Annotated in this window: 26 protein-coding genes; 22 read left to right on the plus strand and 4 right to left on the minus strand. The window is 62.3% G+C overall.

Going from position 1 to position 25174, the window contains the following annotated elements; translation table 11 throughout:
• Nucleotides 1–176 precede the first annotated feature (176 nt).
• Nucleotides 177–707, plus strand: a complete 531-nt coding sequence (locus tag M2D63_RS08195; RefSeq protein ID WP_285862353.1) for an RNA polymerase factor sigma-70 — start codon at nucleotides 177–179, stop codon at nucleotides 705–707.
• A gap of 17 nt (nucleotides 708–724) precedes the next feature.
• Here the strand turns inward: M2D63_RS08195 and M2D63_RS08200 are convergent, their stop codons facing one another.
• Together M2D63_RS08200 and M2D63_RS08205 are read right to left on the minus strand one after the other, a co-directional pair.
• Entirely contained in the window at nucleotides 725–1729 is a 1005-nt protein-coding gene (locus M2D63_RS08200; protein WP_285862354.1) for a GNAT family N-acetyltransferase, read from the minus strand.
• 60 nt (nucleotides 1730–1789) lie between these two features.
• Complete coding sequence (locus tag M2D63_RS08205) at nucleotides 1790–2593, minus strand: ABC transporter substrate-binding protein (protein WP_285862355.1); 804 nt, start codon at nucleotides 2591–2593, stop codon at nucleotides 1790–1792.
• A gap of 169 nt (nucleotides 2594–2762) precedes the next feature.
• Here M2D63_RS08205 and M2D63_RS08210 point away from each other — a divergent pair, with 169 nt between their 5' ends.
• Nucleotides 2763–3314, plus strand: a complete 552-nt coding sequence (locus M2D63_RS08210; protein WP_285862356.1) for an exonuclease domain-containing protein — start codon at nucleotides 2763–2765, stop codon at nucleotides 3312–3314.
• Nucleotides 3315–3384: 70 nt separating this feature from the next.
• Entirely contained in the window at nucleotides 3385–3669 is a 285-nt protein-coding gene (locus M2D63_RS08215) for a pyrimidine/purine nucleoside phosphorylase (RefSeq protein ID WP_010225980.1), read from the plus strand.
• Between the two features lie 101 nt (nucleotides 3670–3770).
• Here M2D63_RS08215 and M2D63_RS08220 read toward each other — a convergent pair whose 3' ends face one another.
• Nucleotides 3771–4457, minus strand: a complete 687-nt coding sequence (locus tag M2D63_RS08220; protein WP_285862357.1) for an alpha/beta family hydrolase — start codon at nucleotides 4455–4457, stop codon at nucleotides 3771–3773.
• 49 nt (nucleotides 4458–4506) lie between these two features.
• Between M2D63_RS08220 and ccoN (M2D63_RS08225) the strand changes: the two genes are divergently transcribed.
• From ccoN (M2D63_RS08225) to M2D63_RS08300, 16 genes are all read left to right on the plus strand, one after another.
• Nucleotides 4507–5931 (plus strand): cytochrome-c oxidase, cbb3-type subunit I, encoded by a 1425-nt coding sequence (gene ccoN, locus M2D63_RS08225; RefSeq protein ID WP_285862358.1) that lies wholly within the window; start codon nucleotides 4507–4509, stop codon nucleotides 5929–5931.
• A 10-nt stretch (nucleotides 5932–5941) separates the two neighbouring features.
• Nucleotides 5942–6550 carry a cytochrome-c oxidase, cbb3-type subunit II gene (gene ccoO, locus M2D63_RS08230; RefSeq protein ID WP_285862359.1) on the plus strand — a complete coding sequence of 203 codons (609 nt, stop codon included), beginning with the start codon at nucleotides 5942–5944 and terminating at the stop codon, nucleotides 6548–6550.
• A 5-nt stretch (nucleotides 6551–6555) separates the two neighbouring features.
• Nucleotides 6556–6753, plus strand: coding sequence for a cbb3-type cytochrome oxidase subunit 3 (locus M2D63_RS08235; protein ID WP_403050156.1), 198 nt, complete (start codon nucleotides 6556–6558; stop codon nucleotides 6751–6753).
• Nucleotides 6750–7697, plus strand: coding sequence for a cytochrome-c oxidase, cbb3-type subunit III (gene ccoP, locus M2D63_RS08240; RefSeq protein WP_285862360.1), 948 nt, complete (start codon nucleotides 6750–6752; stop codon nucleotides 7695–7697). The genes M2D63_RS08235 and ccoP (M2D63_RS08240) overlap by 4 nt, the downstream gene beginning before the upstream one ends.
• 487 nt (nucleotides 7698–8184) lie before the next feature.
• Nucleotides 8185–9627, plus strand: coding sequence for a cytochrome-c oxidase, cbb3-type subunit I (gene ccoN / locus M2D63_RS08245; RefSeq protein ID WP_285862361.1), 1443 nt, complete (start codon nucleotides 8185–8187; stop codon nucleotides 9625–9627).
• Nucleotides 9627–10235, plus strand: a complete 609-nt coding sequence (ccoO, locus tag M2D63_RS08250) for a cytochrome-c oxidase, cbb3-type subunit II (protein WP_285862362.1) — start codon at nucleotides 9627–9629, stop codon at nucleotides 10233–10235. Before ccoN (M2D63_RS08245) ends, ccoO (M2D63_RS08250) begins: the two co-directional genes overlap by 1 nt.
• Before the next feature lie 5 nt (nucleotides 10236–10240).
• A complete protein-coding gene (locus M2D63_RS08255; protein WP_028945389.1) occupies nucleotides 10241–10438 on the plus strand; it encodes a CcoQ/FixQ family Cbb3-type cytochrome c oxidase assembly chaperone in 198 nt (65 codons plus the stop codon).
• Nucleotides 10435–11415 (plus strand): cytochrome-c oxidase, cbb3-type subunit III, encoded by a 981-nt coding sequence (gene ccoP, locus M2D63_RS08260; protein WP_285862363.1) that lies wholly within the window; start codon nucleotides 10435–10437, stop codon nucleotides 11413–11415. Before M2D63_RS08255 ends, ccoP (M2D63_RS08260) begins: the two co-directional genes overlap by 4 nt.
• A 307-nt stretch (nucleotides 11416–11722) precedes the next feature.
• Complete coding sequence (ccoG, locus tag M2D63_RS08265) at nucleotides 11723–13138, plus strand: cytochrome c oxidase accessory protein CcoG (RefSeq protein WP_285862364.1); 1416 nt, start codon at nucleotides 11723–11725, stop codon at nucleotides 13136–13138.
• Nucleotides 13139–13150: 12 nt separating this feature from the next.
• Nucleotides 13151–13687 carry a FixH family protein gene (locus M2D63_RS08270; RefSeq protein WP_285862365.1) on the plus strand — a complete coding sequence of 179 codons (537 nt, stop codon included), beginning with the start codon at nucleotides 13151–13153 and terminating at the stop codon, nucleotides 13685–13687.
• A 100-nt stretch (nucleotides 13688–13787) separates the two neighbouring features.
• The gene (locus M2D63_RS08275; protein WP_285862366.1) at nucleotides 13788–16241 is read left to right on the plus strand and encodes a heavy metal translocating P-type ATPase; all 2454 of its coding nucleotides are present in this window, start codon (nucleotides 13788–13790) and stop codon (nucleotides 16239–16241) included.
• Nucleotides 16242–16253: 12 nt separating this feature from the next.
• Nucleotides 16254–16466 (plus strand): cbb3-type cytochrome oxidase assembly protein CcoS, encoded by a 213-nt coding sequence (gene ccoS, locus M2D63_RS08280; protein WP_285862367.1) that lies wholly within the window; start codon nucleotides 16254–16256, stop codon nucleotides 16464–16466.
• Nucleotides 16459–17142 (plus strand): sulfite exporter TauE/SafE family protein, encoded by a 684-nt coding sequence (locus M2D63_RS08285; protein WP_285862368.1) that lies wholly within the window; start codon nucleotides 16459–16461, stop codon nucleotides 17140–17142. The genes ccoS and M2D63_RS08285 overlap by 8 nt, the downstream gene beginning before the upstream one ends.
• Before the next feature lie 83 nt (nucleotides 17143–17225).
• On the plus strand, nucleotides 17226–18608 hold the full coding sequence (gene hemN, locus M2D63_RS08290; RefSeq protein WP_285862369.1) for an oxygen-independent coproporphyrinogen III oxidase: 1383 nt from the start codon (nucleotides 17226–17228) through the stop codon (nucleotides 18606–18608).
• A gap of 155 nt (nucleotides 18609–18763) precedes the next feature.
• The gene (fnrA, locus tag M2D63_RS08295) at nucleotides 18764–19498 is read left to right on the plus strand and encodes a Crp/Fnr family transcriptional regulator FnrA (RefSeq protein WP_285862370.1); all 735 of its coding nucleotides are present in this window, start codon (nucleotides 18764–18766) and stop codon (nucleotides 19496–19498) included.
• Between the two features lie 55 nt (nucleotides 19499–19553).
• Complete coding sequence (locus tag M2D63_RS08300) at nucleotides 19554–20102, plus strand: adenine phosphoribosyltransferase (RefSeq protein WP_285862371.1); 549 nt, start codon at nucleotides 19554–19556, stop codon at nucleotides 20100–20102.
• Between the two features lie 79 nt (nucleotides 20103–20181).
• Here the strand turns inward: M2D63_RS08300 and recR are convergent, their stop codons facing one another.
• Complete coding sequence (recR, locus tag M2D63_RS08305) at nucleotides 20182–20784, minus strand: recombination mediator RecR (protein WP_285862372.1); 603 nt, start codon at nucleotides 20782–20784, stop codon at nucleotides 20182–20184.
• Nucleotides 20785–21142: 358 nt separating this feature from the next.
• On the opposite strand from recR, the gene M2D63_RS08310 reads away from it, so the two are divergent.
• The 3 genes from M2D63_RS08310 to M2D63_RS08320 all read left to right on the plus strand — a co-directional run bounded on the left by M2D63_RS08310 (nucleotide 21143) and on the right by M2D63_RS08320 (nucleotide 25173).
• Nucleotides 21143–21679: a fimbrial protein gene (locus M2D63_RS08310; RefSeq protein ID WP_285862373.1), complete on the plus strand. Its 537-nt coding sequence runs from the start codon at nucleotides 21143–21145 to the stop codon at nucleotides 21677–21679.
• Between the two features lie 91 nt (nucleotides 21680–21770).
• Entirely contained in the window at nucleotides 21771–22505 is a 735-nt protein-coding gene (locus M2D63_RS08315) for a fimbria/pilus periplasmic chaperone (protein WP_285862374.1), read from the plus strand.
• Nucleotides 22506–22665: 160 nt separating this feature from the next.
• Nucleotides 22666–25173, plus strand: coding sequence for a fimbria/pilus outer membrane usher protein (locus M2D63_RS08320; RefSeq protein WP_285862375.1), 2508 nt, complete (start codon nucleotides 22666–22668; stop codon nucleotides 25171–25173).
• The last annotated feature ends 1 nt before the right edge of the window (nucleotide 25174 follow it).

The raw sequence follows: 25174 nt of genomic DNA on the forward strand, positions 1-25174 counted from the left end.
CCCGAAGCGCAGGATTTTTGAAGCGGATCACAATCCCGGGCTTAGAACTAAAAGATATGAAGAAACATTACTTTTCGCATTTGACAATAATTATCATTACGAATAGTTTGTCGCACGTCGTAGGAAGCCTCCTAGTTTGGAGTGCTCCCCTTCCCTCATAGAGCAAGGTGATTTCCATGGCGGAACAACTATCCACAAGTAAGTGCGATTCACCGTTACTCCAGGCGTTCGTCGACAACCGCAGCATCCTGGTCAAGATCGCCGCACGCATCACCGGCTGTCGCTCCCGCGCCGAAGACGTGGTGCAGGATGCCTTCTTTCGGCTGAGCTCCGCGCCGCAGATCACCTCCTCGTTCAAGGCCCAGCTCAGCTACCTGTTCCAGATCGTGCGCAACCTGGCCATCGACCACTATCGCAAGCAGGCCATGGAGCTCAAATACTCCGGCAGCGAAGAGGAAGGCCTGAACGTGGTGGTCCAGGGCGCTTCGCCGGAAGCCACGCACATCAACTACGCCACCCTGGAACACATCGCCGAAGCGCTGAACGACCTGCCCCAGCGCACCCGCTACGCCTTCGAGATGTACCGCCTGCATGGCGTACCGCAGAAGGACATCGCCAAGGAACTGGGGGTATCGCCGACTTTGGTCAACTTCATGATCCGCGACGCCCTGATCCATTGTCGGAAAGTCTCAAGCCAGAAGGTTTGAAACTGCACGCTGCAAGCCTAAAGCTTGCAGCGCTCGAAGAAGCGCTCCCTGCCCAGAATCATCAACGCCGCACGCTTGTGCGGGAAATCGAACTCCTTCTCGCAATGAAAGCACTGCTCGTGCATGTAGCCGATCATCTTGGCGTTGTCGGCGCGCGGCTCGGCGACCACCCGCTGGGTGCGCGGATCATCGAGGAACAGGTAGTGGACCAGGGCCGACAACCAGCTGGCCACCTTGTGCGGCCCGCGGTGCTGTTCTTCACCCACCAGCATATGAATGCCGCGGTCGTAGTCGTCGACGCCATAGAACGGCGCGATGCGGTCTTCCTTGGCCCAGTAGGCCTCGAAATAGGCAAAGGGCTCGTCGTCGAAGCAGCCGATCAGGGTCAGGCTGTGCGGGTCGGCCGCCAACTTGTCCAGGTAGTCGCGATGCTGCTCCAGGCTGCCACCTTCCTGCCAGAAGTTCAGGACCCGGGGATTGTTCTGCCAGCGGTTGAAACGCTCCAGGTCCTGATCGATTTCCAGGGTGCGCAGCGACACCCAGGCGCCTAGCCTGGCGTCGAATCGGCGATACACTTCGCCCCGAGGTTTCGGCGCGCGACGCGGATGGCGCTTGCCCTCGGTGATCTGCATTTGCTGCGGGTAGGCATCACTATAAGCATGGCCCAGCCAGGGCTGGGGCAACTGCCAGAACAGGCTGCGTTCACAGATGTAGAGACCGGCCTGGCTCTGGGCAACCAGCAGGCCGCTGCGCAAGGCATCGAGGGGCGCGGGGTCCAGATGCCAGGTCAGGCGCTGGCACCCGGGATCGCGAGCAAAGAGCCAGTAGCAGGCGGCCCACAAGGCCTGCTGCGGGCGGTCACGGGCCAGGTCCTCAAGGTGTACCTGCAAGGTTTCGCCGCGTTCCAGGCGCACGCGAATCAGTGGGCTGCCTTCGAGCACCAGGCTCAGGCAGCAATCCGTTTCATCGGCGGCCAGGTCGCGCCAACGGGGCAAGGGGTGCAAAGCAGTGTCGAACGGCATGATCCGGGCTCACGAAGGAAAGAGTACTCACCCTTGTGAACGTGGCCGCCACGGGCAAATTTAGTCGCTCGCCGGCGAAGTGACGTTGATCCGATAAGGCTGGAAAATCCGCAGCAATTCACCCTGCTCGCGCAACTGCTGCAACAGCCGGGCGAAGTCCTGGGCACTGATCGGCGCACCGGGGCGCAGCAAGGCGTAATGGTGATAGACCTGGTCGACGCGCTCGGAGGCCAGCAACTGTCCGGCACTCTCCGGGTTACGCGCGAGAAAGTCACTGAGGTAGGAACGCGTCACCAGGGCGACGTCGGCGCGCCCACGCTGGACCATCAACAGGTTGCTGTCATGGGAGTAGGTCAGGGTTGCATTGTAATGACTGGCCAGGTAGCCGGGGTCGGAATTGAAGTCGGCGAAGGCATAGTGATAACCGCTGTACAGCGCCAGGCGCTTGCCGCGCAGGTCGGCAAAATACTGCTCGTTGCGATCGGGTTGGCGGTGGGTGACGTACAGCTCGACATCTTCCAGGCCCATGTCGACGGTCTCATGGGCAATGCGCTCCCAGCCCCAGCGCGGATTCTCGAAAATCGCCATGTCGGTGCGCCCCTGTTGCAGATCACCGAAGCGACGAGGAATCGAGGTGGGTACCAGGACGAAGCGGTAGCGCTGCTGGGCATTGTTCAGGGCCTGGACCAACTGTGGCAACAGTCCGCTATCGGCGCCCTTCTCCGGGCGCACCGTATAAGGAGGGAAATGCGCCGCACCCACCTTGACTTCAACTTCCTCCAGCGCCCGGGCCGGTGACATCACCCACAAGGTGACGAGCATGATCAGGACAGGCATCACCTGAAGCTTGGGCGTTGGAATCAAAGCAACACACTCATTGTGGGTTTAAGTCGGAATCCACTTAAGCTAGGCGTTTTCCGGGCACCGCACAACTGGCAAATGTGCCAGTAGACGGATACAGGCAAAATGCCATGGTATATCGTCAACGCCCGAGTTTGGCTACGCTCTAGCGAGTCTTGGAAGGGAGCCTACTATGGGCCATTGGCTGGTGATCGATCTGGAAGCAACCACTGACGATGGGGGTTGGCCGGTCACGGATATGGAAGTCATCGAAATCGGCGCGACGCTGGTCAATCGCCAGGGACGTGAGGTCGACCATTTCCAGCGTTTCATCAAACCGCGGCGACGCCCGCAACTGACGCCTTTCTGCCGTGAACTGACCCATATCAGCCAGGCCAGCGTCGACTCGGCCGCCACCTTCAGCGAGGTCTGGGGCCAGTTCGAACGCTGGATCGGGCACCACAAGGCCCACCTGCAAGCCTGGGTCAGCTGGGGCGACTACGATCGCCAGCAATTGCTCCAGGAATGGCAACAGCACCAGATCCACAGCCTGCTGGAGGCGCTGCCGCACATCAACCTCAAGCAGCGCTTCGCCAAGGCTCGCCAGCTCCAGCGCCCGCTGGGCCTGAACGGCGCCCTGCAACTGGCCGGGCTGCAATTCAGCGGCCAGCAACACCGGGCCCTGGAAGATGCCCGCAATACCGCACGCCTGCTGCCCCTGAGCCTGCCGGCGGTTGGCACCTGAAAGCGGATGACGGCGCCGGGAGCCTTGGGCATACTGGCCAGCCTTTTCAGCCCCTTTTCAGGAGTCGCCCATGTTTAAGGTCAACGAGTACTTTGATGGCACCGTCAAGTCGATCGCTTTCGGCACTGCCGAAGGCCCGGCCACCGTCGGCGTGATGGCCCCCGGCGAGTACGAATTCGGCACCGCCCAGCGTGAAATCATGCACGTTGTTTCCGGCGCCCTGACCGTCAAGCTGCCTGATAGCGACAACTGGGAAACCTTCAGCGCCGGCAGCCAGTTCAATGTACCGGCCAACAGCAAGTTCCAGCTGAAAGTAGCTGTAGACACCGCCTACCTCTGCGAATACCGCGGCTGATATTCCCGGCAACCTAACGCCGCTGTCGACTGCATGTGGGAGCGGGCTTGCCCCGCGATGCGATGTGCCTGACAAAACGCAATCGCGGGGCAAGCCCGCTCCTACAGGAATGCTGCAATCTTCTGCGCCGCTGTGGCCAGATGCTCCGCATGACTGAACCCCGACGCCTTCAAGGGTTTGAGGTCATGATCCCCCGCCTCCAGCCAGCACAACTCGATCGCCGGCGATAGTTCATAGCCCTCCACCGCCTGCCGGTTGCCCAACGCATCCCGTTCACCCTGGATGATCAAGGTGCGCGTCTTCAGTTGCGCCAGATGCGCGACCCGTGGCTTTTCCGGCTTGCCCGCCGCATAGAAGGGATAGCCCAGGCACACCAGGGCATCGGCCCCCAGTTCATCGGCCACCAGGCTTGCCATGCGACCGCCCATGGACTTGCCACCAATGGCCAGCGGCCCCGTGACCCAAGGTCGCACCTGGGCATAAACCTCACGCCAGCATTCGAGCAACTTGGCCTGAGGATTTGGAGGCCTTTTGCCACCATCCGCACGGCGCTGAGCCATGTAGGGGAACTCGAAGCGCAACACTCCCAGCCCTTGTGCCGCCAGCCTTTGCGCCATTTCGTCCATGAACGTGCTGTCCATGGGCGCACCTGCGCCATGGGCCAAGATCAAGCATCCGGTATGTGCGCCATCCCCCTGATTTTGCGGGGCATTCCAGCGCCAGCCGCGACTTTCCACCAGCCGTGGCCATTGATCCCCGTCAATACCGGCCAGTTGCCCATTACTCATGCTTGCCTCGCTAATTAGTCTGCCTATAACCGTGGATGGGAACCCATACATGAACACAACCAGCAGTACCGCCTACAACTACAAGGTGGTCCGCCAATTCGCCATTATGACGGTGGTGTGGGGAATAGTCGGGATGGGGCTCGGCGTTTTTCTCGCCGCGCAACTCGTCTGGCCATCGCTCAACTTCGACCTCCCCTGGACCAGCTTCGGCCGTCTGCGACCGTTGCACACCAACGCGGTGATCTTCGCCTTCGGTGGTTGCGCGCTGTTCGCAGCGTCGTACTACTCGGTGCAGCGCACCTGCCAGACCACCCTGTTCTCGCCACGCCTGGCCGCCTTCACCTTCTGGGCCTGGCAGTTGGTGATCGTGCTGGCTGCGATCAGTTTGCCGCTGGGGTACACAAGTTCCAAGGAATACGCCGAACTTGAGTGGCCGATCGATATCCTGATCACCATCGTCTGGGTCGCCTATGCCGTGGTGTTCTTCGGCACCCTGATGAAGCGCACCACCAAGCACATCTACGTGGGCAACTGGTTCTTCGGTGCGTTCATCATCACCGTGGCGATCCTGCACATCGTCAACAACCTGGAACTGCCGGTCAGCCTGACCAAGTCCTACTCGCTGTACAGCGGCGCCACCGACGCCATGGTCCAGTGGTGGTACGGCCACAACGCCGTGGGCTTTTTCCTGACCGCGGGTTTCCTGGGCATGATGTACTACTTCGTGCCCAAGCAGGCTGAACGTCCGGTGTATTCCTATCGCCTGTCGATCGTGCACTTCTGGGCGCTGATCACCCTGTACATCTGGGCCGGCCCCCACCACCTGCACTACACCGCCCTGCCCGACTGGGCGCAATCGCTGGGCATGATCATGTCGCTGATCCTCCTGGCACCGAGCTGGGGTGGCATGATCAACGGCATGATGACCCTCTCGGGCGCCTGGCATAAGCTGCGCAGCGACCCGATCCTGCGGTTCCTGGTGGTATCCCTGGCGTTCTACGGCATGTCGACCTTCGAAGGCCCGATGATGGCGATCAAGACCGTCAACGCCCTGTCCCACTACACCGACTGGACCGTCGGCCACGTGCACGCCGGTGCCCTGGGTTGGGTGGCGATGATCTCCATCGGCGCGCTGTACCACATGATCCCGAAAGTCTTCGGCCGCGAGCAGATGTACAGCATCGGCCTGATCAACGCGCACTTCTGGCTGGCCACCATCGGCACCGTGCTGTACATCGCCTCGATGTGGGTCAACGGCATCGCCCAGGGCCTGATGTGGCGCGCGGTAAACGCCGACGGCACCCTGACCTACTCCTTCGTCGAAACCCTGGTAGCCAGCCACCCTGGCTTCATCGTGCGCTTCGTCGGCGGGGCGATCTTCCTGTCCGGCATGTTGCTGATGGCCTTGAACACCTGGCGCACCGTGCGTGCCCCGGCGGCCGCGACCGCCCCTGCCGCCGCGCAGCTGGCCTGAGGAGACCCAGATGAAACACGAAGTAATCGAGAAGAACGTCTTCCTGTTGGTGCTGTTGATGGTGTTTGCCGTCAGCATCGGCGGCCTGACCCAGATCGTCCCGCTGTTCTTCCAGGACGTCACCAACAAGCCGGTCGAAGGCATGAAGCCCTATACCGCGCTGCAACTGGAAGGTCGTGACATCTACATCCGCGAAGGCTGCGTACAGTGCCACTCGCAGATGATCCGGCCGTTCCGTGCCGAAACCGAGCGCTACGGCCACTACTCGGTCGCCGGTGAAAGCGTCTGGGACCATCCGTTCCTGTGGGGTTCCAAGCGTACCGGCCCGGACCTGGCCCGTGTCGGCGGTCGCTACTCCGATGACTGGCACCGCGCCCACCTGTACAACCCGCGCAACGTCGTGCCCGAGTCGAAGATGCCGGCCTACCCGTGGCTGGTCGCCAGCCAGGTCGACAGCAGCCACACCGAAACCAAGCTGCGCACCATGCGCACTCTGGGCGTGCCCTACACCGATGAAGACATCAGCGGTGCCGTGGCCTCGCTCAAGGGCAAGTCGGAAATGGATGCGCTGGTCGCCTACCTGCAGGTGCTTGGCACCGCGATCAAGAACAAGAGGTAAGGCCCATGGAACTGACATTGGATATCGGCCAGCTGCGCGGCCTGGGCACCCTGCTGGTGGCCATCGCCTTCATCGGCCTGTCGCTGTGGGTGTTCAACGGTCGACGCGACCGCGAGTTCGCCGAGGCCAGCCTGCTGCCCTTCGCCGATGACCGCCTGACACCAGCCGCCAACGAACCCGAATCGAGGAGTAACGGGCAATGACCACCTTCTGGAGTACGTACATCTGCGTACTGACGATCGGCAGCCTGATCGGCCTGACCTGGCTGCTGCTGGCCACGCGCAAGGGTGAAAAGCCCGGAACCAGCGACCAGACCATGGGCCACAGCTTCGACGGCATCGAGGAGTACGACAACCCGCTGCCCAAGTGGTGGTTCTGGCTGTTCGTCGGCACCTTGGTGTTCTCGGTGGGCTACCTGATCCTCTACCCTGGCCTTGGCAACTGGAAAGGCATTCTGCCCGGCTATGAGAACGGCTGGACCGGAGCCAACGAATGGCAGAAGGAAATGGACAAGGCCGACGCCAAGTTCGGACCGATCTTCGCCAAGTTCGCCGCCATGCCGGTGGAAGAGGTGGCCAAGGATCCCCAGGCGCTGAAAATGGGCGGCCGCCTGTTTGCCTCCAACTGTTCGGTCTGCCACGGCTCGGACGCCAAGGGCGCCTACGGCTTCCCCAACCTGACCGACAAGGACTGGCGCTGGGGCGGTGAGCCGGACACCATCAAGCAGTCGATCATGGGTGGTCGCCACGGGATCATGCCGGCCTGGGCCGAAGTGATCGGCGAACAAGGCGTGGCTGACGTCGCCGCCTTCGTCCTGACCAACCTCGACGGCCGCACCCTGCCCGAAGGCAGCAAGGCCGATGTCGCCAATGGCCAGAAGCTGTTCGCCACCAACTGCGTGGCCTGCCACGGCCCCGAAGGCAAAGGCACCCCGGCCATGGGCGCACCGGACCTGACCCATCCACAGGCGTTCATCTACGGCTCGAGCTTCGCCCAGCTGCAACAGACCATCCGCCACGGCCGCCAGGGCCAGATGCCAGCGCAGCAGGACCTGCAAGGCAACGACAAGGTCCACTTGCTGGCCGCCTATGTCTACAGCCTGTCCCAGGATGAGGCGGTCAAAGGCGAGAGCCTCTCTGCCAAGTAAAAAGTTCGGTTAACTGAACCTTGACGCAAACCGCCGCACCTCACCGGGTGCGGCGGCCCTCCCCGCCCCTTGCGACCAAGTGTCGCACCTCCCCCGCCCCGCTGCTTGCGCCCCTTCTGATCGGAACTAAGCTTGTTGCCACAGTGGCCGTAACAAAGGCTGCGGCCGTTCCTTGCTGGCAAAGTGCTCATTGAAGAATGTGGGCAAAGGCAGAGGGGACCGGCCCGACCTCCTTTATGGACGCTGGCGGGCGAAACGACCTGTCCACAACAAGTCTGACCGATTGGACAAGAAAATATGAATTACAGTACACATATCAATAAGATAATTGTGTACACTTCTTCCGCCAAGAGCGCCCGGAACAGCGATATATCGGGCTTTGGCAAGGGTCGGCGCGAATGCCATCGCGTTGCAATAACCACACGGTTTATACATACTTGCGCCGATTTTTTAACCTACAAAAACACCCAAACCGTGGAACCTTAGAATGAGCACAGCAATCAGTCCGACTGCTTATAACTATAAGGTCGTCCGCCAGTTCGCCATCATGACGGTGGTCTGGGGGATCCTTGGCATGGGGCTTGGCGTCTTCATCGCCTCGCAACTGGTATGGCCCCAGCTGAACCTGGACCTGCCATGGACGAGTTTTGGACGACTTCGCCCATTGCACACCAACCTGGTGATCTTCGCCTTCGGTGGCTGTGCGCTGTTTGCCACTTCCTACTATGTCGTGCAGCGAACCTGCCAGACGCGACTGATCTCCGACAGCCTCGCGGCCTTCACCTTCTGGGGTTGGCAAGCGGTGATCGTCGGTGCGCTCATCACCCTGCCACTGGGTTACACCACGACCAAGGAATACGCCGAGCTGGAATGGCCGATCGCCATTTTGCTGGCCATTGTCTGGGTCACTTACGGTGTGGTGTTCTTCGGTACCATCGTCAAGCGCAAGACCAAGCACATCTATGTGGGTAACTGGTTCTACGGTGCCTTCATCGTGGTCACCGCGATGCTGCACATCGTCAACCACATGTCGCTGCCGGTGAGCCTGTTCAAGTCCTACTCGGCCTACTCGGGTGCCACCGACGCCATGATCCAGTGGTGGTACGGCCACAACGCCGTGGGCTTCTTCCTGACCACCGGCTTCCTGGGCATGATGTATTACTTCGTGCCGAAACAGGCCGAGCGTCCGATCTACTCCTATCGCCTGTCGATCGTGCACTTCTGGGCACTGATCACCCTGTACATCTGGGCCGGCCCTCACCACCTGCACTACACCGCCCTGCCGGACTGGGCGCAGTCGCTGGGCATGGCCATGTCGATCATCCTCCTGGCACCGAGCTGGGGCGGCATGATCAACGGCATGATGACCCTCTCGGGCGCCTGGCATAAGCTGCGCACCGACCCGATCCTGCGCTTTTTGGTGGTCTCCCTGGCGTTCTACGGCATGTCGACCTTCGAAGGTCCGATGATGGCGATCAAGACCGTCAACTCGCTGTCGCACTACACCGACTGGACCGTCGGCCACGTGCACGCCGGTGCCCTGGGCTGGGTTGCGATGATCTCCATCGGTGCCCTGTACCACCTGATTCCGAAAGTCTACGGCCGCGAGCAGATGCACAGCATCGGTCTGATCAACGCGCACTTCTGGCTGGCCACCATCGGTACCGTGCTGTACATCGCCTCGATGTGGGTCAACGGTATTACCCAGGGCCTGATGTGGCGTGCGATCAACGACGACGGCACCCTGACCTACTCGTTCGTCGAAGCCCTGCAAGCCAGCCACCCGGGCTTTATGGTCCGCGCCCTGGGCGGTGCGTTCTTCGCCTCCGGCATGCTGCTGATGGCCTACAACGTCTACCGTACCGTACGCGCTTCGAAACCGGCCGAAGCTGAAGCCGCCGCGCAGATCGCTGTAGTGGGAGCCCACTGATGAAGCATGAAGCAGTCGAGAAGAATATTGGCCTGCTGGCCTTCTTCATGGTCATCGCCGTGAGCATCGGCGGCCTGACCCAGATCGTCCCGCTGTTTTTCCAGGACGTCACCAACAAACCGGTCGAAGGCATGAAGCCGCGCACTGCGCTGGAACTCGAAGGCCGCGACATCTACATCCGCGAAGGCTGCGTACAGTGCCACTCGCAGATGATCCGGCCGTTCCGTGCCGAAACCGAACGCTACGGCCACTATTCGGTCGCCGGTGAAAGCGTCTGGGATCACCCGTTCCTGTGGGGTTCCAAGCGTACCGGTCCGGACCTGGCGCGCGTCGGCGGTCGTTACTCCGACGACTGGCACCGCGCCCACCTGTACAACCCACGCAACGTCGTGCCCGAGTCGAAGATGCCGGCCTACCCATGGCTGGTCGAGAACAAGCTCGACGGCAAGGATACGGTCAAGAAGATGGAAGTCCTGCGTACCCTCGGCACGCCGTACACCGATGCCGACATCGCCGGTGCCCATGACGCGGTCAAGGGCAAGACTGAAATGGACGCCCTGGTCGCCTACCTGCAAGGCCTTGGCACCATCATCAAAAGCAAACGGTGACATTGATGGATATCGGGATGATTCGAGGCCTGGGCACCGTCGTGGTGATGGTGGCGTTTGTCGGCCTGGCGTTGTGGGTGTTCAGTTCTCGGCGCAAGTCCGAGTTCGACGAAGCGACCATGCTGCCCTTCGCGGATGATCCCGAGGCCAGCAAGCACGTCGAGCAAGCGCAAGCGAAAGCGTCTAGGAGTAACAACGAATGACTACCTTCTGGAGTCTGTACGTCACCGTTCTGAGTCTGGGCACCATCTTCGCCCTGACCTGGCTGTTGCTGTCCACCCGCAAGGGCCAGCGCAGTGAAGCCACCGATGAAATCGTGGGCCACTCGTTCGATGGTATCGAGGAGTACGACAACCCGCTGCCCAAATGGTGGTTCTGGCTGTTTGTCGGCACCATCGTCTTCGCCCTGGGTTACCTGGTGCTGTACCCGGGCCTGGGTAACTGGAAAGGCGTGCTGCCGGGCTACCAGTACCTGGACAACGAGAAGAAAACCGAGTTCGCCAACGGCCAGGCCGGCTGGACCGGCGTGCACGAGTGGGAAAAGGAAATGGCCCGTTCGGACGCCAAGTTCGGCCCGATCTTCGCCAAGTTTGCCGCCATGCCCATTGAAGAAGTGGCCATGGATCCGCAAGCCCTGAAGATGGGCGGCCGCCTGTTCGCCTCCAACTGCGCGGTCTGCCACGGTTCCGACGCCAAGGGTTCCTACGGCTTCCCCAACCTCACCGACAACGACTGGCGTTGGGGCGGCGAACCGGCAACCATCAAGGCCACCATCATGGGCGGTCGTCACGGGGTGATGCCGGCCTGGGCCGAAGTCATCGGCGAGCAAGGCGTGGCTGACGTCGCCGCCTATGTGCTGACCAACCTCGATGGCCGCACCCTGCCAGAAGGCGCGAAAGCCGACCCGGCCAATGGCCAGAAGCTGTTCGCTGCCAACTGCGTGGCCTGCCACGGCCCGGAAGGCAAAGGCACCCCGGCCATGGGCGCGCCTAACCTGACCCACCCGCAAGCCTTCATCTACGGTTCGAGCTTCGCCCAACTGCAGCAGACCATCCGTTACGGCCGCCAGGGCCAGATGCCTGCCCAGGAAGCGATCCAGGGCAACGACAAGGTCCACCTGCTGGCCGCCTATGTCTACAGCCTGTCGCACCAGCAAGAGAAAGCGCCTGAAACGAAGTAATCAGCCTGGCTGAAATACGGCCCCGCCAGTCCTGCTGGCGGGGCCGCTTTGTTTATGACACCTGCGCACGACCGTACAGGACAAGCATGGATAGGCCGGTTGTCCAGGCTGGAAAACCACCGGCCTGACCCAGATCAATTGACAGTGCCAACTACACTATTATCCGAATTCCCCCAACGCGGCCAAAGGTCGCACCTCTCCCCTTGACCGGCGGGACAGGCGTATCATGCGCCCTAGAGCATCAAGCTTCCGACTGCGGCCGGCAGGTACTGGCCGCGGCACCCCTCCACTGCCGTGGGACTCAATGATGAGCAAGCAGATTCCGGTACATGATGTCACCCCGCCTGCCAGCAAGGACAAAGACAGCGTCGATCTCTACGCCTCCCGGGAAAAAATCTACACCCGGGCCTTCACCGGCGTGTTCCGCAACTTGCGCATGGTCGGCGGCGCCTTCCTGTTCCTGTTGTACTTCGGCACGGTCTGGCTGAACTGGAGCGGCCACCAGGCCGTCTGGTGGAACCTGCCGGAGCGCAAGTTCTACATCTTCGGCGCCACCATCTGGCCGCAGGACTTCATCCTGCTTTCGGGCCTGCTGATCGTCGCCGCCTTCGGCCTGTTCTTCATCACCGTGTTCGCCGGGCGTGTCTGGTGCGGCTACACCTGCCCGCAGAGCGTCTGGACCTGGATCTTCATGTGGTGCGAAAAGGTCACCGAGGGTGATCGCAACCAGCGCATGAAGCTCGACAAGGCGCCCATGAGCGCCAACAAGTTCCTGCGCAAGGCCGCCAAGCACAGCCTGTGGCTGCTGATCGGTTTCGTCACCGGCATGACCTTCGTCGGCTACTTCTCGCCGATCCGTGAGCTGGCGGTGGAATTCTTCACCGGCCAGGCCGACGGCTGGGCCTACTTCTGGGTCGGTTTCTTCACCCTGGCCACCTATGGCAACGCCGGTTGGCTGCGCGAGCAGGTGTGCGTGTACATGTGCCCCTATGCGCGCTTCCAGAGCGTGATGTTCGACAAGGACACCCTGATCGTTTCCTACGACCCGCGCCGCGGCGAAACCCGCGGCCCGCGCAAGAAAGACCTCGACTACAAGGCCAAGGGCCTGGGTGACTGCATCGACTGCACCATGTGCGTCCAGGTTTGCCCGACCGGCATCGACATCCGCGACGGCCTGCAGATCGAATGCATCGGCTGCGCCGCCTGCATCGATGCCTGCGACACCATCATGGACAAGATGAACTACCCCAAGGGCCTGATCAGCTACACCACCGAGCACAACCTGTCGGGGCAGAAGACCCACATGCTGCGCCCGCGACTGATCGGCTACGCCCTTGTCCTGCTGGCCATGATTTCCCTGCTCGCCACGGCATTCGTGACCCGCTCGCTGGTGGGCTTCGATGTCAGCAAGGACCGCGTCCTGTATCGCGAGAACGCCCAGGGCCGGATCGAGAACGTCTACAGCCTGAAGGTGATGAACAAGGACCAGCGCGACCACGTCTACGTGCTCGAAGCCACCGGCCTGCCGGGCCTGAAGCTCGAAGGTGCGGGAGAGATCCGCGTCGCGGCCGGCGACATCGTCAGCCTGCCGGTGCAACTGTCGATGGCCCCGGAAAAACTGCCGTCGTCCACCAACGAAGTCATCTTCATCCTCAAGAACGCTGACGACAGCGCTGCCCAGGTTGAAGCCAAGAGCCGGTTCATCGGCCCACAAATTCGATAAGAGAGCCACTACATGCCTGCAACTGCCACCAGCCCCTGGTACAAGCACCTCTGGCCCTGGATCATCATCGGGGTGCTGGCCACCTCGGTGACCCTGAGCCTGACCATGGTCACCATCGCGGTGCACAATCCGGACAACCTGGTCAATGACAACTACTACGAGGCTGGCAAAGGCATCAACCGCTCACTGGACCGCGAACTGCTGGCCCAGACCCTGAACCTCAAGGCCAGCGTGCACCTGGACGAGCTGACCGGCGAAGTCGACCTGCGCCTGACCGGCAACAGCCAGCCGCAGACCCTGGAACTGAACCTGATCTCGCCGACCCAGCCGCAGAAGGACCGCAAGATCGTCCTGACCCGCAGCGACAGCGAAGCCGGACGCTACCTGGGCCAGCTCGGCGACAAGGTCGAAGGGCGTCGCTTCGTCGAGCTGCTGGGCAGCCAGGATGCGCATGTCTGGCGGTTGTTCGAGGAGGAGAAAGTCGAGCACGGCGTGACCCTGCAACTCGGCGACGAAGCCTTGCAAGGGGCCGAACACCTGGAGAAATGATTCGCACCTGATCGCGGGGCAAGCCCGCTCCCACAGGGTCTTCCGTGGGAGCGGGCTTGCCCCGCGATCAGATCAACCCAAGAATCTGCGACCCGCCGCCATGACCAGCCCCACACCCTGCTACCACTGCGCCCTGCCCGTGCCCGCCGGCAGCCACTTCACCGCCGTGGTACTCGGCCAGCCGCGGCTGTTCTGCTGCCCCGGCTGCCAGGCCGTGGCCGAAGCCATCGTCGCCGGCAACCTGGAGAGCTACTACCAGCACCGTAGCGAGGCCAGCGCCAACCCCGAGGCACTGCCCCAGCAACTGGTCGACGAACTGGCCCTGTACGACCGCGCCGATGTGCAGAAGCCCTTCGTGCGTCACAGCGGGGAGCTGGCCGAGACTACCCTGCTGATCGAAGGCATCAGCTGCGCCGCCTGCGGCTGGCTGATCGAGAAGCACCTGCGCAACCTGCCCGGGGTCACCGAGGCGCGGCTGAACCTGTCCAACCACCGCCTGCAGGTCAACTGGGCCGACAGCCAGCTGCCGCTGTCGAAACTGCTCGCCGAGCTGCGCCACATCGGCTACGCCGCCCACCCCTACCAGGCCGACCGCGCCGCCGAACAACTGGCCAGCGAAAACCGCACCGCCCTGCGCCAGCTGGGCGTCGCCGGCCTGCTGTGGTTCCAGGCGATGATGGCGACCATGGCCACCTGGCCGGAATTCAATATCGACCTGAGCCCGGAACTGCACACCATTCTGCGCTGGGTCGCGCTGTTCCTGACCACGCCCATCGTGTTCTACAGCTGCGCGCCGTTCTTCCGTGGTGCTGCCCGCGACCTGCGCACCCGCCACCTGACCATGGATGTCTCGGTGTCCCTGGCCATCGGCCTGGCCTATGGCGCAGGCATCTGGACGGCAATCACCGGCAGCGGCGAGCTGTATTTCGATGCCGTGGGCATGTTCGCCCTGTTCCTGCTGGCCGGCCGCTACCTGGAGCGGCGCGCCCGCGAACGCACGGCCGCCGCCACCGCGCAACTGGTCAACCTGCTGCCGGCCTCCTGCCTGCGCCTGGGCGCGGCGGGCCAGAGCGAGCGAATCCTGCTCAGTGAGTTGCAACTGGGCGACTGCGTACTGATTCAACCGGGCCACGTCGTCCCCGCCGACGGGCGCATCGTCAATGGCCAGTCGAGTGTCGATGAGTCGCTGCTGACCGGCGAATACCTGCCGCAACCCCGCCGTGCCGGCGATGCGGTCACTGCCGGCACGTTGAACGTGGAAAGTGCGCTGACCGTCGAGGTCCAGGCGCTGGGCCAGGACACCCGCCTGTCGGCCATCGTCCGCCTGCTGGAGCGGGCGCAGTCGGAAAAACCGCGCCTGGCCGAAATCGCCGACCGCGCCTCGCAATGGTTCCTGCTGTTCTCCCTGGTGGCCGCCGCGGCCATCGGCCTGCTCTGGTGGCAACTGGACCCATCCCGGGCGTTCTGGATCGTGCTGGCCATGCTGGTCGCCACCTGTCCGTGCGCCTTGTCCCTGGCCACCCCGACCGCCTTGACCGCCGCCACCGGCACCCTGCACAAACTCGGACTGCTGCTGACCCGCGGCCATGTGCTCGAAGGCCTGAACCAGATCGATACAGTCATCTTCGACAAAACCGGCACCCTCACCGAAGGCCGCCTGACCTTGCGCGCCATCCGCCCGCTTGGCGCCGTCGATGCCGACCAGTGCCTGATGCTTGCCGCTGCCCTGGAAAACCGTTCCGAACACCCGATCGCCCGTGCCTTCGGTCGCGCCAGCGTGCCCGCCGACGAGGTCCATGCCGAACCCGGGCGGGGGCTTGAAGGTGTCGTTCAGGGACAGCGCCTGCGTATCGGCGCAGCGGACTATGTCTGCGCCCTCAGCGGCGCCCCGCTGCCGTCGATGCCTGCCGAGCCTGGCCAGTGGCTGTTGCTGGGTGACAGCCACGGCGCCCTGGCCTGGCTGGTACTCGATGACCGTCTGCGCAGCGACGCCGCCGACCTGCTGGCTGCCTGCCGCGCACGGGGCTGGCAGACCCTGCTGCTGTCGGGCGACAGTTCGCCGATGGTGCACAGCGTGGCGGCCGAGCTGCAGATCGACCAGGCCATCGGCGGCCTGCGCCCGGACGACAAACTGGAAAAGCTCAAGGCCTTGCAACAGCAGGGCCGCAAGGTGCTGATGCTCGGCGACGGGGTTAACGATGTACCGGTGCTGGCCGCCGCCGACATCAGCATCGCCATGGGCTCGGCCACTGACCTTGCCAAGACCAGCGCCGATGCGGTGCTGCTGTCCAATCGCCTGGACGCGCTGATCCAGGCCTTCAGCCTGGCACGTCGCACCCGGCGGATCATTATCGAGAACCTGCTGTGGGCAGCGCTGTATAATGGCCTGATGCTGCCCTTTGCCGCCCTGGGCTGGATTACTCCGGTATGGGCGGCGGTGGGCATGTCGGTCAGTTCGCTGATCGTGGTGCTCAACGCCCTGCGTTTGACCCGCATCAAAGGCCTGCCGGCCAACGGCGCACCGGCCAGCACCGCCCACCCTGCCACGGCCTGATCAGGAGCCACCATGCCTGCGTTATACGTCATGATCCCGGCCGCGCTGCTGATCGTCGCCATCGCCGTCTACATCTTCTTCTGGGCGGTGGACAGCGGACAGTACGACGACCTCGACAGCCCGGCCCACAGCATCCTGTTCGACGACCAGGATCCGCAGCACACCGCCGCCATGGACGAAGCCGACGGCAAGAAACCCGACGACGGCGCCCCACCCCGTGCTTGAACTGCTGCCCCTGCTCAGCTCGGCGCTGATTCTCGGCCTGCTCGGTGGCGGTCACTGCCTGGGCATGTGTGGAGGCCTGATGGGCGCGCTCACCCTGGCCATCCCCAAGGAACAACGCAGCCGCCGTTTTCGCCTGTTGCTGGCCTACAACCTGGGCCGCATCCTCAGCTATGCCCTGGCCGGCCTGCTACTGGGCCTGGCCGGCTGGGCCGTGGCCAACAGCCCGGTGGCCCTGGGCCTGCGCGTGGTTGCGGCCTTGCTGCTGATCAGCATGGGCCTGTACCTGGCCGGCTGGTGGAGCGGCCTGACCCGCATCGAAGGCCTGGGCCGCGGCTTGTGGCGGCATATCCAGCCCGTGGCCAACCGCCTGCTGCCGGTGTCCAGCCTGCCCCGCGCCCTGCTGCTGGGTGCCTTGTGGGGCTGGCTGCCCTGCGGCCTGGTGTACAGCACCCTGCTCTGGGCCGCGAGCCAGGGTAACGCACTCGACAGCGCCCTGTTGATGTTGGCATTCGGCCTGGGCACCTGGCCGGTGCTGCTGGCCACCGGGCTGGCGGCCGAGCAAACCGGCGCCCTGCTGCGAAAGCGCGGCGTGCGCATCGCCGGCGGCCTGCTGGTGATCCTCTTTGGCCTGTGGACCTTGCCGGGGCCGCACCAACACTGGTTGATGGGCCACTGAAGCGCTTTTGATACAAATCAAAACAGATTTTCTCGCCACTCCTTAGACTCCGGACACTGCTGATACATCCGGGGACTGCCCACATGATCGACGCACTTCGCTGGGACACTGGCCTGATTCGCCGCTATGACCTGGCCGGTCCGCGTTACACCTCCTACCCGACCGCCGTGCAACTGCACAGCGAAGTCGGTTCCTTCGACCTGCTGCATGCCCTGCGTGACAGCCGGCGTGCCGTGCGTCCCTTGTCGATCTACGTGCATGTGCCGTTCTGCGCCAACATCTGCTACTACTGCGCCTGCAACAAGGTCATCACCAAGGACCGTGGCCGCGCCGCGCCCTACCTGCAGCGCCTGGAACAGGAAATCCAGCTGATCGCCTGCCATCTGGACCCCAAACAGACCGTCGAACAACTGCATTTCGGTGGCGGCACCCCGACCTTCCTCAGCCATGTCGAACTGCGCCAGCTGATGGCCCACCTGCGCAAGCATTTCAACCTGCTCGATGACGACTCCGGCGACTATGGCATCGAGATCGATCCGCGCGAAGCCGACTGGTCGACCATGGGCCTGCTGCGCGAACTGGGCTTCAACCGCGTCAGCCTCGGCGTCCAGGACCTCGACCCGCTGGTGCAACGGGCGATCAACCGCCTGCAAAGCCTGGAACAGACCCGGACGATCATCGATGCGGCCCGCACCCTGCAGTTTCGCTCGATCAACCTCGACCTGATCTACGGCCTGCCCAAGCAGACCCCGGAAGGTTTCGCCCGCACCGTGGAAGAAGTCATCAAGCTGCAACCGGATCGTTTGTCGGTGTTCAACTATGCGCACCTGCCGGAGCGTTTCATGCCCCAGCGACGCATCGACAGCAACGACCTGCCGGCGCCTGCCGCCAAGCTGGAAATGCTGCAACGGACCATCGAACAGCTCACTGCCGCCGGCTATCGCTACATCGGCATGGACCATTTCGCCCTGCCCGACGACGAGCTGGCCATCGCCCAGGAAGAGTCGACCCTGCAACGCAACTTCCAGGGCTACACCACCCACGGTCATTGCGACCTGATTGGCCTGGGGGTATCGGCCATCAGCCAGATCGGCGACCTGTACTGCCAGAACAGCAGCGACCTGAACACCTACCAGGACACCCTCGCCACCTCGCAACTGGCCACCAGCCGGGGCCTGGTGTGCAACGCCGACGACCGTCTGCGCCGGGCGGTGATCCAGCAACTGATCTGCCATTTCGAACTGGACTTCGACAGCATCGAGCAGGCGTTCACCATCGACTTTCGCGGTTATTTCAAGGAGGAATGGCCCGCCCTTCAGGCCATGCACAAGGATGGCCTGATCAACCTCAGCAGCCAGGGTATCGAGGTACTGCCCGCCGGCCGCCTGTTGGTTCGTTCGGTATGCATGGTGTTCGACGCCTACCTGGGCATGCATAGCCAGCAGCGTTTCTCCCGGGTCATCTGATTTACAGATTTCCTTGTAAAGCACACTATGTTGAACGAGGTCGGACGATACGCCGCACCTGTGCCAGCATGCCTTACCCGGCATGGACTGGCCGAAACCCCATGCCCTGAGTTACCCTTACGGCTTATGTGTGCTTTCCCACAAGGAATGAAGAAATGTCCGAGCCAGTCAAACTGCGCGCCCACAACCAGGCCCATTGCAAGGATTGCAGCCTGGCGCCTCTGTGCCTGCCCTTGTCATTGAACCTGGAAGACATGGATGCACTGGATGAAATCGTCAAGCGCGGGCGACCGCTGAAGAAAGGCGAGTTCCTGTTCCGCCAGGGCGACAATTTCGATTCGGTCTACGCAGTGCGCTCCGGCGCCCTGAAAACCTTCAGTTTGAGCGACGGCGGCGAGGAACAGATCACCGGCTTCCATCTGCCGAGTGAGCTGGTCGGCCTGTCCGGCATGGACACCGAGACCTACCCGGTGTCGGCCCAGGCCCAGGAAACCACCTCGGTGTGCGAGATCCCGTTCGAACGCCTTGACGAGCTGTCGGTGCAACTGCCCCAGCTGCGTCGCCAACTGATGCGGGTGATGAGCCGCGAGATCCGCGACGACCAGCAGATGATGCTGCTGCTGTCGAAGAAGACCGCCGACGAACGCATCGCCACCTTCCTGGTCAACCTCTCGGCACGCTTCCGTGCCCGTGGCTACTCGGCGAACCAGTTCCGCCTGAGCATGTCACGCAACGAGATCGGCAACTACCTGGGCCTGGCCGTGGAAACTGTTTCACGAGTTTTCACCCGCTTCCAGCAAAACGGCCTGATCGCTGCCGAAGGCAAGGAAATCCATATCCTCGACCCGATCCAGCTGTGTGCGCTGGCCGGTGGTTCGCTGGACAGCTGAGCCGGCAGGATAAAGGGTATACTGGCGGGCATTCGTTTTTCAGGATACCCGCCCCATGCACAGCGATACCTTCGACCTCAAAGCCCTGATCCGCCCGGTGCCGGACTTCCCGAAACCTGGCGTGATCTTTCGCGACATCACCCCGCTGTTCCAGTCGCCACGGGGCCTGCGCCATGTGGCCGATGCGTTCATCGAGCGCTATGTCGAGGCCGAATTCAGCCACATCGGTGCCATGGACGCCCGCGGCTTCTTGATCGGTTCGATCATCGCCCACCAGTTGAACAAGCCCCTGATCCTGTTCCGCAAGCAAGGCAAGCTGCCGGCCGACGTGCTCGCCGAGGGCTACCAGACCGAGTACGGCGAAGCCTTCCTCGAAGTGCATGCCGACAGCCTGTGCGAAGGCGACTCGGTGCTGATTTTCGACGACCTGATCGCCACCGGCGGCACCCTGCTGGCGGCCACCAAACTGGTACGGCGTACCGGTGCCGAGGTGTTCGAAGCGGCGGCCATCATTGACCTGCCGGAACTGGAAGGTTCGAAGCGCCTGAACGATGCAGGCGTCCCTACTTTCTGCCTGACCGCATTTTCGCTGAGCGAACGCTGAGTCTCGCCATCGCGGGGCAAGCCCGCTCCCACAACACTCTCCTGTGGGAGCGGGCTTGCCCCGCGATGAAGCAGCATCCTCACAATGCGATGGGCTTACGCCCGGCAAAGGAATGCGCCAGGGTGCCGCCGTCGACCAGCTCCAGCTCCCCACCCAGCGGCACGCCATGGGCGATGCGCGAGGCGACCAGGCCCTTGTCGGCCAGCAACTGGGCGATGTAATGGGCCGTCGCCTCACCCTCCACCGTCGGGTTGGTGGCCAGGATCACCTCACTGAAGGTGCCCTGTTCTTCGATACGCGCCATCAACTGCGGAATACCGATGGCCTCCGGCCCCAGGCCATCGAGCGGCGACAGATGCCCCTTGAGGACAAAGTAACGACCGCGATAGCCGGTCTGCTCCACGGCATAGACATCCATCGGACCCTCCACTACACACAACAGGCTGTCATCACGACGCGGGTCGGAACACTGCGGGCACAGTTCCTGCTCGGTCAGCGTCCGGCACTGGCGGCAATGTCCTACGCCTTCCATAGCCTGGCTCAGGGCCTGGGCCAGACGCGCACCACCACTGCGATCACGCTCCAACAGTTGCAACGCCATGCGCTGGGCGGTTTTCTGGCCGACACCGGGCAAGATGCGCAGGGCGTCGATCAGCTGTCGGATAAGTGGACTGAAACTCATAGGAAAAGACCTTGGCGCAAATGAAGGCGGTTTATACCCGGCCCATGAGCCAGCGTCAAACCGGGAAGTGAGTACAGCTTTCAGTGTAGGACACTTGCAAGATAAACCGCCAAGCAGCGCGCACTCGACAAGTAGCCAACACCATTACTTGATAGAACCTGAAGCAAACTACTCAACGCCCTACACTGACAGTCATATAGTTACACAACACCATGTAACCTGATCCTACATCCACCCCCAACAAGAAAAGCCATAATCGCCTCGCCTAACAACATTACCGCAGCAACCTCAGAAACTTAGTTGAAGTTCTGCACTAATGAACCCCAAGGCACAACAACCTATCGATTATGGAAGCAACATGAAAAAAAGCATCCTTGGTTTCGCCCTGTCCTTCCCATTGCTGGCCGGCATGAGCCTCAACGCTCAAGCCACTGATGGGCAGATCGAGTTTAGCGGTAGCATCTCCGGCACTACCTGCACTATCAACGGCGGTGCCGGCGGTCAGAACTTCACCGTCGCCATGGGACCAGCACATACTTCGCAACTGACCACGCCAGGCCAGACTGCTGAACGTCAACCGTTCAACATCCAGCTGAGCAACTGCACGCCAGCCGCCGGCAATGTGGACATTTCCTTCCTCAATGGTCCTAACGTCGACCCACTAGGGCGCCTGAACGTTGATGCCAACGGGGCTCAGAACGTGCAGATCCAACTGCTCAACGAGCGAAACGAGCAAATTCGCGTCGGCGCGCCAGATGGCTCGCAGAACACCATCCCGGTTCCGCTGACCGCAGGCGCGGCGACCCTTAACTACTACAGCGAGTACTACGCCACTGGTGCCACCACCCCAGGTGCGGCGAACACCCGCGTGCAATACATGATCCGCTTCCCTTAAGCCTCGCCACTGGCAGTTGCCCGCTCCGGGCAACTGTCGTCCCGGGTGCTCACCGATACGTGCACCCGCCCCTTCAGGTCTTGAACGTCCCATGATCCAGTCGCTCCCCAAGCTGCTCGCCACCCTGGCCCTACTGGCAGTGTTCGGCCACGCTCATGCCAGCGTAGTGATTTCCGGCACCCGGGTGATTTTCCCCGCCCAGGAACGTGAAGTTACCGTCAATCTCAGCAATACCAGCAAATCCCCAACCCTGGTCCAGGTCTGGCTCGATGACGGCGATGCCGAAGCGGCTCCCGAGACCTTGCAGGTGCCCTTTACCATCACTCCGGTGCTGATCCGTATCGAGCCCGAACAGGGGCAGGCCATTCGCCTGATCCACAGCGGTGCACCAATGAGCAAAGACCGCGAAACCCTGTACTGGCTGAACATGCTTGAGGTACCGCCCAAAGCCCAGGAAGACAACCACCTGCAGCTCGCCTTCAGGACCCGGATCAAACTGATGTATCGGCCACAAGGGCTGCCCGGCAAGGCCGCTGACGCGCCCGCCGAGGTGACCTGGAACACGGCACCTGGTGAAAACGGCAAGGGCCTGGTACTGGTCGGGCACAATCCGACCGCTTACTACGTGAACATGGGTGAAATCAATGTTGAACACAATGGCAAGAGCGAAGCCTTGGGCACCGGTTACATCGCGCCGTTCAGCAGCGAGCGTTTTGTAATAAAAGAGCACTCAACGATCAGTACCGATGCACGAGTGAAGTTCATCAGCATCAATGACTACGGTGCGGGAACCACTAACAAATCACAACTCAACACTTCAAATTAAACCCGCCGCACACAACTTACCTACACCTCAAGCACCCATTCACAGTGTCCACACTGCGAACTTCCGTGGCCGCCTGTAATTATTAAAGACTCTCCCCAACATGACTCTTATAAGACTTTGTGTGCCTGTACCGGACAAAGTTATAAGTCTGGTGGCCTTGATGCTACTTCACGCCAGCGTCCAGGCCGAAACGACATCCGCCTCTGCAACTCAGTTCGAGCCGGCCTTCCTGACCAACGGCAGTGGCCAGGCCATCGACCTGTCACGCTTCAACAACCGTAATGTTGTCGCCGCTGGCACTTACAACGTTGACGTTTTCGTCAACCAGACCTGGCAGGGGCGTTTCGACCTGCCCTTCAAGGCCGACGCTCAAGACCGCGACGCCCAAGCCTGCTTCGATACTGCAATGCTCGAACGACTGGCCATCGACGTGCAGCGGCTGAACCGTGAAATCCGGGACCGCCTGGAACCTCAAAGTGCGTGCCTTGCACTGGCACAACTGATCGACGATGCCAGCAGTCGCTTCGAATTCGCCAGCCAGCGCCTGTTCCTGTCGGTGCCCCAGGCCTCGCTGAAGCGAAACGCGCGCGACACTGTCGATCCCGAGCATTGGGACAGTGGCGTGACGGCAGGCTTTCTCGGTTACAACTTCAACCTGTACGGCACGCGCAACCACCAACAAGCGCAAGGCAGCCTGACCCAGGGTTACCTGGGACTCAACAGCGGCCTGAATGTCGGCCAATGGCGCTTGCGCCACGATGGCGCCTTGACCTGGAACAATCAGGGTCAGCAGCACTACCAGAGCCTCGCCAGCTACGCCCAGCGCGACATCACCCCCTGGACCTCGCAACTGACCCTGGGCGAAGCCTACACCTCTGGCGAGCTGTTCGACGCGGTCAGCTTTACCGGGCTGCGCCTGGCCAGTGATGAGCGCATGCTGCCCAATTCATTGCGTGGCTTTGCCCCGGTGGTCCGCGGCATCGCCAGCAGCAACGCGCGGGTCATAGTGCGCCAGCGCGGCGTGATCCTGCATGAAACCACGGTGGCACCGGGCGCCTTCGAGATTGACGACCTGTATTCCACGGGCTACGGCGGCGACCTGGACGTCACGGTCATCGAAGCCGACGGCCGCGAACACGGCTTCTCCGTGCCATACGCCGCCGTGCCCTTGTCGCTGCGCCCCGGTGTCAGCCGCTACAGCGCCACGCTGGGCACCTTGCGCAACCCGCAACTGGACAGCGACCCTGTATTTGTCGAGGGCACCTGGCAATACGGCCTGAGCAACATGGTCACTGCCTACAGCGGCATGAACCTGGCTTCAGGCTATGGCTCGGGCCTGTTGGGTGGCGCCCTGAACACTGAACTGGGTGCGTTTGGCGCCGACATTACCCAGGCCAGAACCCACCTCCAGGGCCAGGGCAGCGTCCAGGGCCAGAGCCTGCGCCTCAGCTATGCAAAGACGCTTGCCGAAACCGACACCCAGATCGCCCTGGCCACGTACCGCTATTCAACCAGTGGCTTTTTTGGCCTGGAAGACGCCCACCTGCAGCGCCAGTATCAACGCGCGCATGGCGACAGCAGGAGCTTTCTGCGCCAGCGTAACCGCACGACCCTGGCCCTGGGGCAACCGCTCGCCGACGACTACGGTCAATTGCACCTCAGCGCCTCGGCGGCCACTTACTGGAACCGCTCCGGCGGCGACCTGAGTTACACCCTGGGCTACAGCAACCGCTACAAGACCCTGGGCTACAGCCTCAATGCCAGCCGAGAACGCAGCCAGTCAGGCCGCAGTGACAACACCCTGTACCTGAGCCTGTCCCTGCCATTGGGTGGCGAACGTTTGCAGAGCCTCAGCGCCAGCGCTTCGCGGGACAATCATGGGCGTACCCACGGGCAAACCACCCTGACCGGTACTGCCAGCGCTGATCACAGCCTGAGCTATGGCATCACCACCAGCCACGACCGCGCCGACGACCAGCGCAACAGTACAGTCAGCACCAATACCCTCTACCGCGGTTCGAATGCCGAACTCAGTGCTTCTCTGAGTCGTGGCAGCAACACCTCGCAAGCCTCTGTCGGTGTACGCGGTGCCGTGGTCGCCCACCCCGGCGGGGTAACCCTGGCCCAGCCCTTGTCGGACACCTTCGCCATCGTCAAGGCCGAACATGCCCAAGGAGCTCACGTGTCCAGCAGCACCGCACTCAAGCTGGACAGCCGTGGCTATGCCGTGGTGCCGAATCTGACGCCCTACCGCCGCAATACGGTCAGCCTGGACCCCAAGGGGCTATCAACCGACGTCGAGCTGCAGGTCAGCAGCCAGCAGGCAGTTCCCAGGGCCGGTGCAATCCCGATGCTGGAGTTCAAGACCTCATCGGGGCGCTCCGCGATCATTCACGCCAGGCAACGCAATGCAGCAGCCCTTCCCTTTGGTGCCAGCGTTGTGGACGAAACCGGCAAAGAGGTCGGTGTCGTTGGCCAGGGTAGCCAGATATTTGCCCGCGGCCTGCAAGCACGCGGCAACCTGCAGGTCCGCTGGGGGGAAACGTCCGCCACCGCGTGCATGTTTGCCTACACCTTCCCGGCCACCAAAGGTGCCAGCGGAGAGACCCCGCGCCTTTCTGCCACCTGCGGCACTCCATCACCCGACCAGCCTTTACCGGAAGCATGAG

The organism is Pseudomonas sp. BJa5 (assembly GCF_030272875.2).
In the GTDB taxonomy this organism is placed as follows: Bacteria; Pseudomonadota; Gammaproteobacteria; order Pseudomonadales; family Pseudomonadaceae; genus Aquipseudomonas.

What these genes read in the sequence shown, in the direction of transcription:
- M2D63_RS08195 (WP_285862353.1), top strand. Translation starts at nt 177, where the DNA reads ATGGCGGAACAACTATCCACAAGTAAGTGCGATTCACCGTTACTCCAG.
- M2D63_RS08200 (WP_285862354.1), bottom strand. Translation starts at nt 1,729, where the DNA reads ATGCCGTTCGACACTGCTTTGCACCCCTTGCCCCGTTGGCGCGACCTG.
- M2D63_RS08210 (WP_285862356.1), top strand. Translation starts at nt 2,763, where the DNA reads ATGGGCCATTGGCTGGTGATCGATCTGGAAGCAACCACTGACGATGGG.
- M2D63_RS08215 (WP_010225980.1), top strand. Translation starts at nt 3,385, where the DNA reads ATGTTTAAGGTCAACGAGTACTTTGATGGCACCGTCAAGTCGATCGCT.
- M2D63_RS08220 (WP_285862357.1), bottom strand. Translation starts at nt 4,457, where the DNA reads ATGAGTAATGGGCAACTGGCCGGTATTGACGGGGATCAATGGCCACGG.
- ccoN (WP_285862358.1), top strand. Translation starts at nt 4,507, where the DNA reads ATGAACACAACCAGCAGTACCGCCTACAACTACAAGGTGGTCCGCCAA.
- ccoO (WP_285862359.1), top strand. Translation starts at nt 5,942, where the DNA reads ATGAAACACGAAGTAATCGAGAAGAACGTCTTCCTGTTGGTGCTGTTG.
- M2D63_RS08235 (WP_403050156.1), top strand. Translation starts at nt 6,556, where the DNA reads ATGGAACTGACATTGGATATCGGCCAGCTGCGCGGCCTGGGCACCCTG.
- ccoP (WP_285862360.1), top strand. Translation starts at nt 6,750, where the DNA reads ATGACCACCTTCTGGAGTACGTACATCTGCGTACTGACGATCGGCAGC.
- ccoN (WP_285862361.1), top strand. Translation starts at nt 8,185, where the DNA reads ATGAGCACAGCAATCAGTCCGACTGCTTATAACTATAAGGTCGTCCGC.
- ccoO (WP_285862362.1), top strand. Translation starts at nt 9,627, where the DNA reads ATGAAGCATGAAGCAGTCGAGAAGAATATTGGCCTGCTGGCCTTCTTC.
- M2D63_RS08255 (WP_028945389.1), top strand. Translation starts at nt 10,241, where the DNA reads ATGGATATCGGGATGATTCGAGGCCTGGGCACCGTCGTGGTGATGGTG.
- ccoP (WP_285862363.1), top strand. Translation starts at nt 10,435, where the DNA reads ATGACTACCTTCTGGAGTCTGTACGTCACCGTTCTGAGTCTGGGCACC.
- ccoG (WP_285862364.1), top strand. Translation starts at nt 11,723, where the DNA reads ATGAGCAAGCAGATTCCGGTACATGATGTCACCCCGCCTGCCAGCAAG.
- M2D63_RS08270 (WP_285862365.1), top strand. Translation starts at nt 13,151, where the DNA reads ATGCCTGCAACTGCCACCAGCCCCTGGTACAAGCACCTCTGGCCCTGG.
- M2D63_RS08275 (WP_285862366.1), top strand. Translation starts at nt 13,788, where the DNA reads ATGACCAGCCCCACACCCTGCTACCACTGCGCCCTGCCCGTGCCCGCC.
- ccoS (WP_285862367.1), top strand. Translation starts at nt 16,254, where the DNA reads ATGCCTGCGTTATACGTCATGATCCCGGCCGCGCTGCTGATCGTCGCC.
- hemN (WP_285862369.1), top strand. Translation starts at nt 17,226, where the DNA reads ATGATCGACGCACTTCGCTGGGACACTGGCCTGATTCGCCGCTATGAC.
- fnrA (WP_285862370.1), top strand. Translation starts at nt 18,764, where the DNA reads ATGTCCGAGCCAGTCAAACTGCGCGCCCACAACCAGGCCCATTGCAAG.
- M2D63_RS08300 (WP_285862371.1), top strand. Translation starts at nt 19,554, where the DNA reads ATGCACAGCGATACCTTCGACCTCAAAGCCCTGATCCGCCCGGTGCCG.
- recR (WP_285862372.1), bottom strand. Translation starts at nt 20,784, where the DNA reads ATGAGTTTCAGTCCACTTATCCGACAGCTGATCGACGCCCTGCGCATC.
- M2D63_RS08310 (WP_285862373.1), top strand. Translation starts at nt 21,143, where the DNA reads ATGAAAAAAAGCATCCTTGGTTTCGCCCTGTCCTTCCCATTGCTGGCC.
- M2D63_RS08315 (WP_285862374.1), top strand. Translation starts at nt 21,771, where the DNA reads ATGATCCAGTCGCTCCCCAAGCTGCTCGCCACCCTGGCCCTACTGGCA.
- M2D63_RS08320 (WP_285862375.1), top strand. Translation starts at nt 22,666, where the DNA reads ATGCTACTTCACGCCAGCGTCCAGGCCGAAACGACATCCGCCTCTGCA.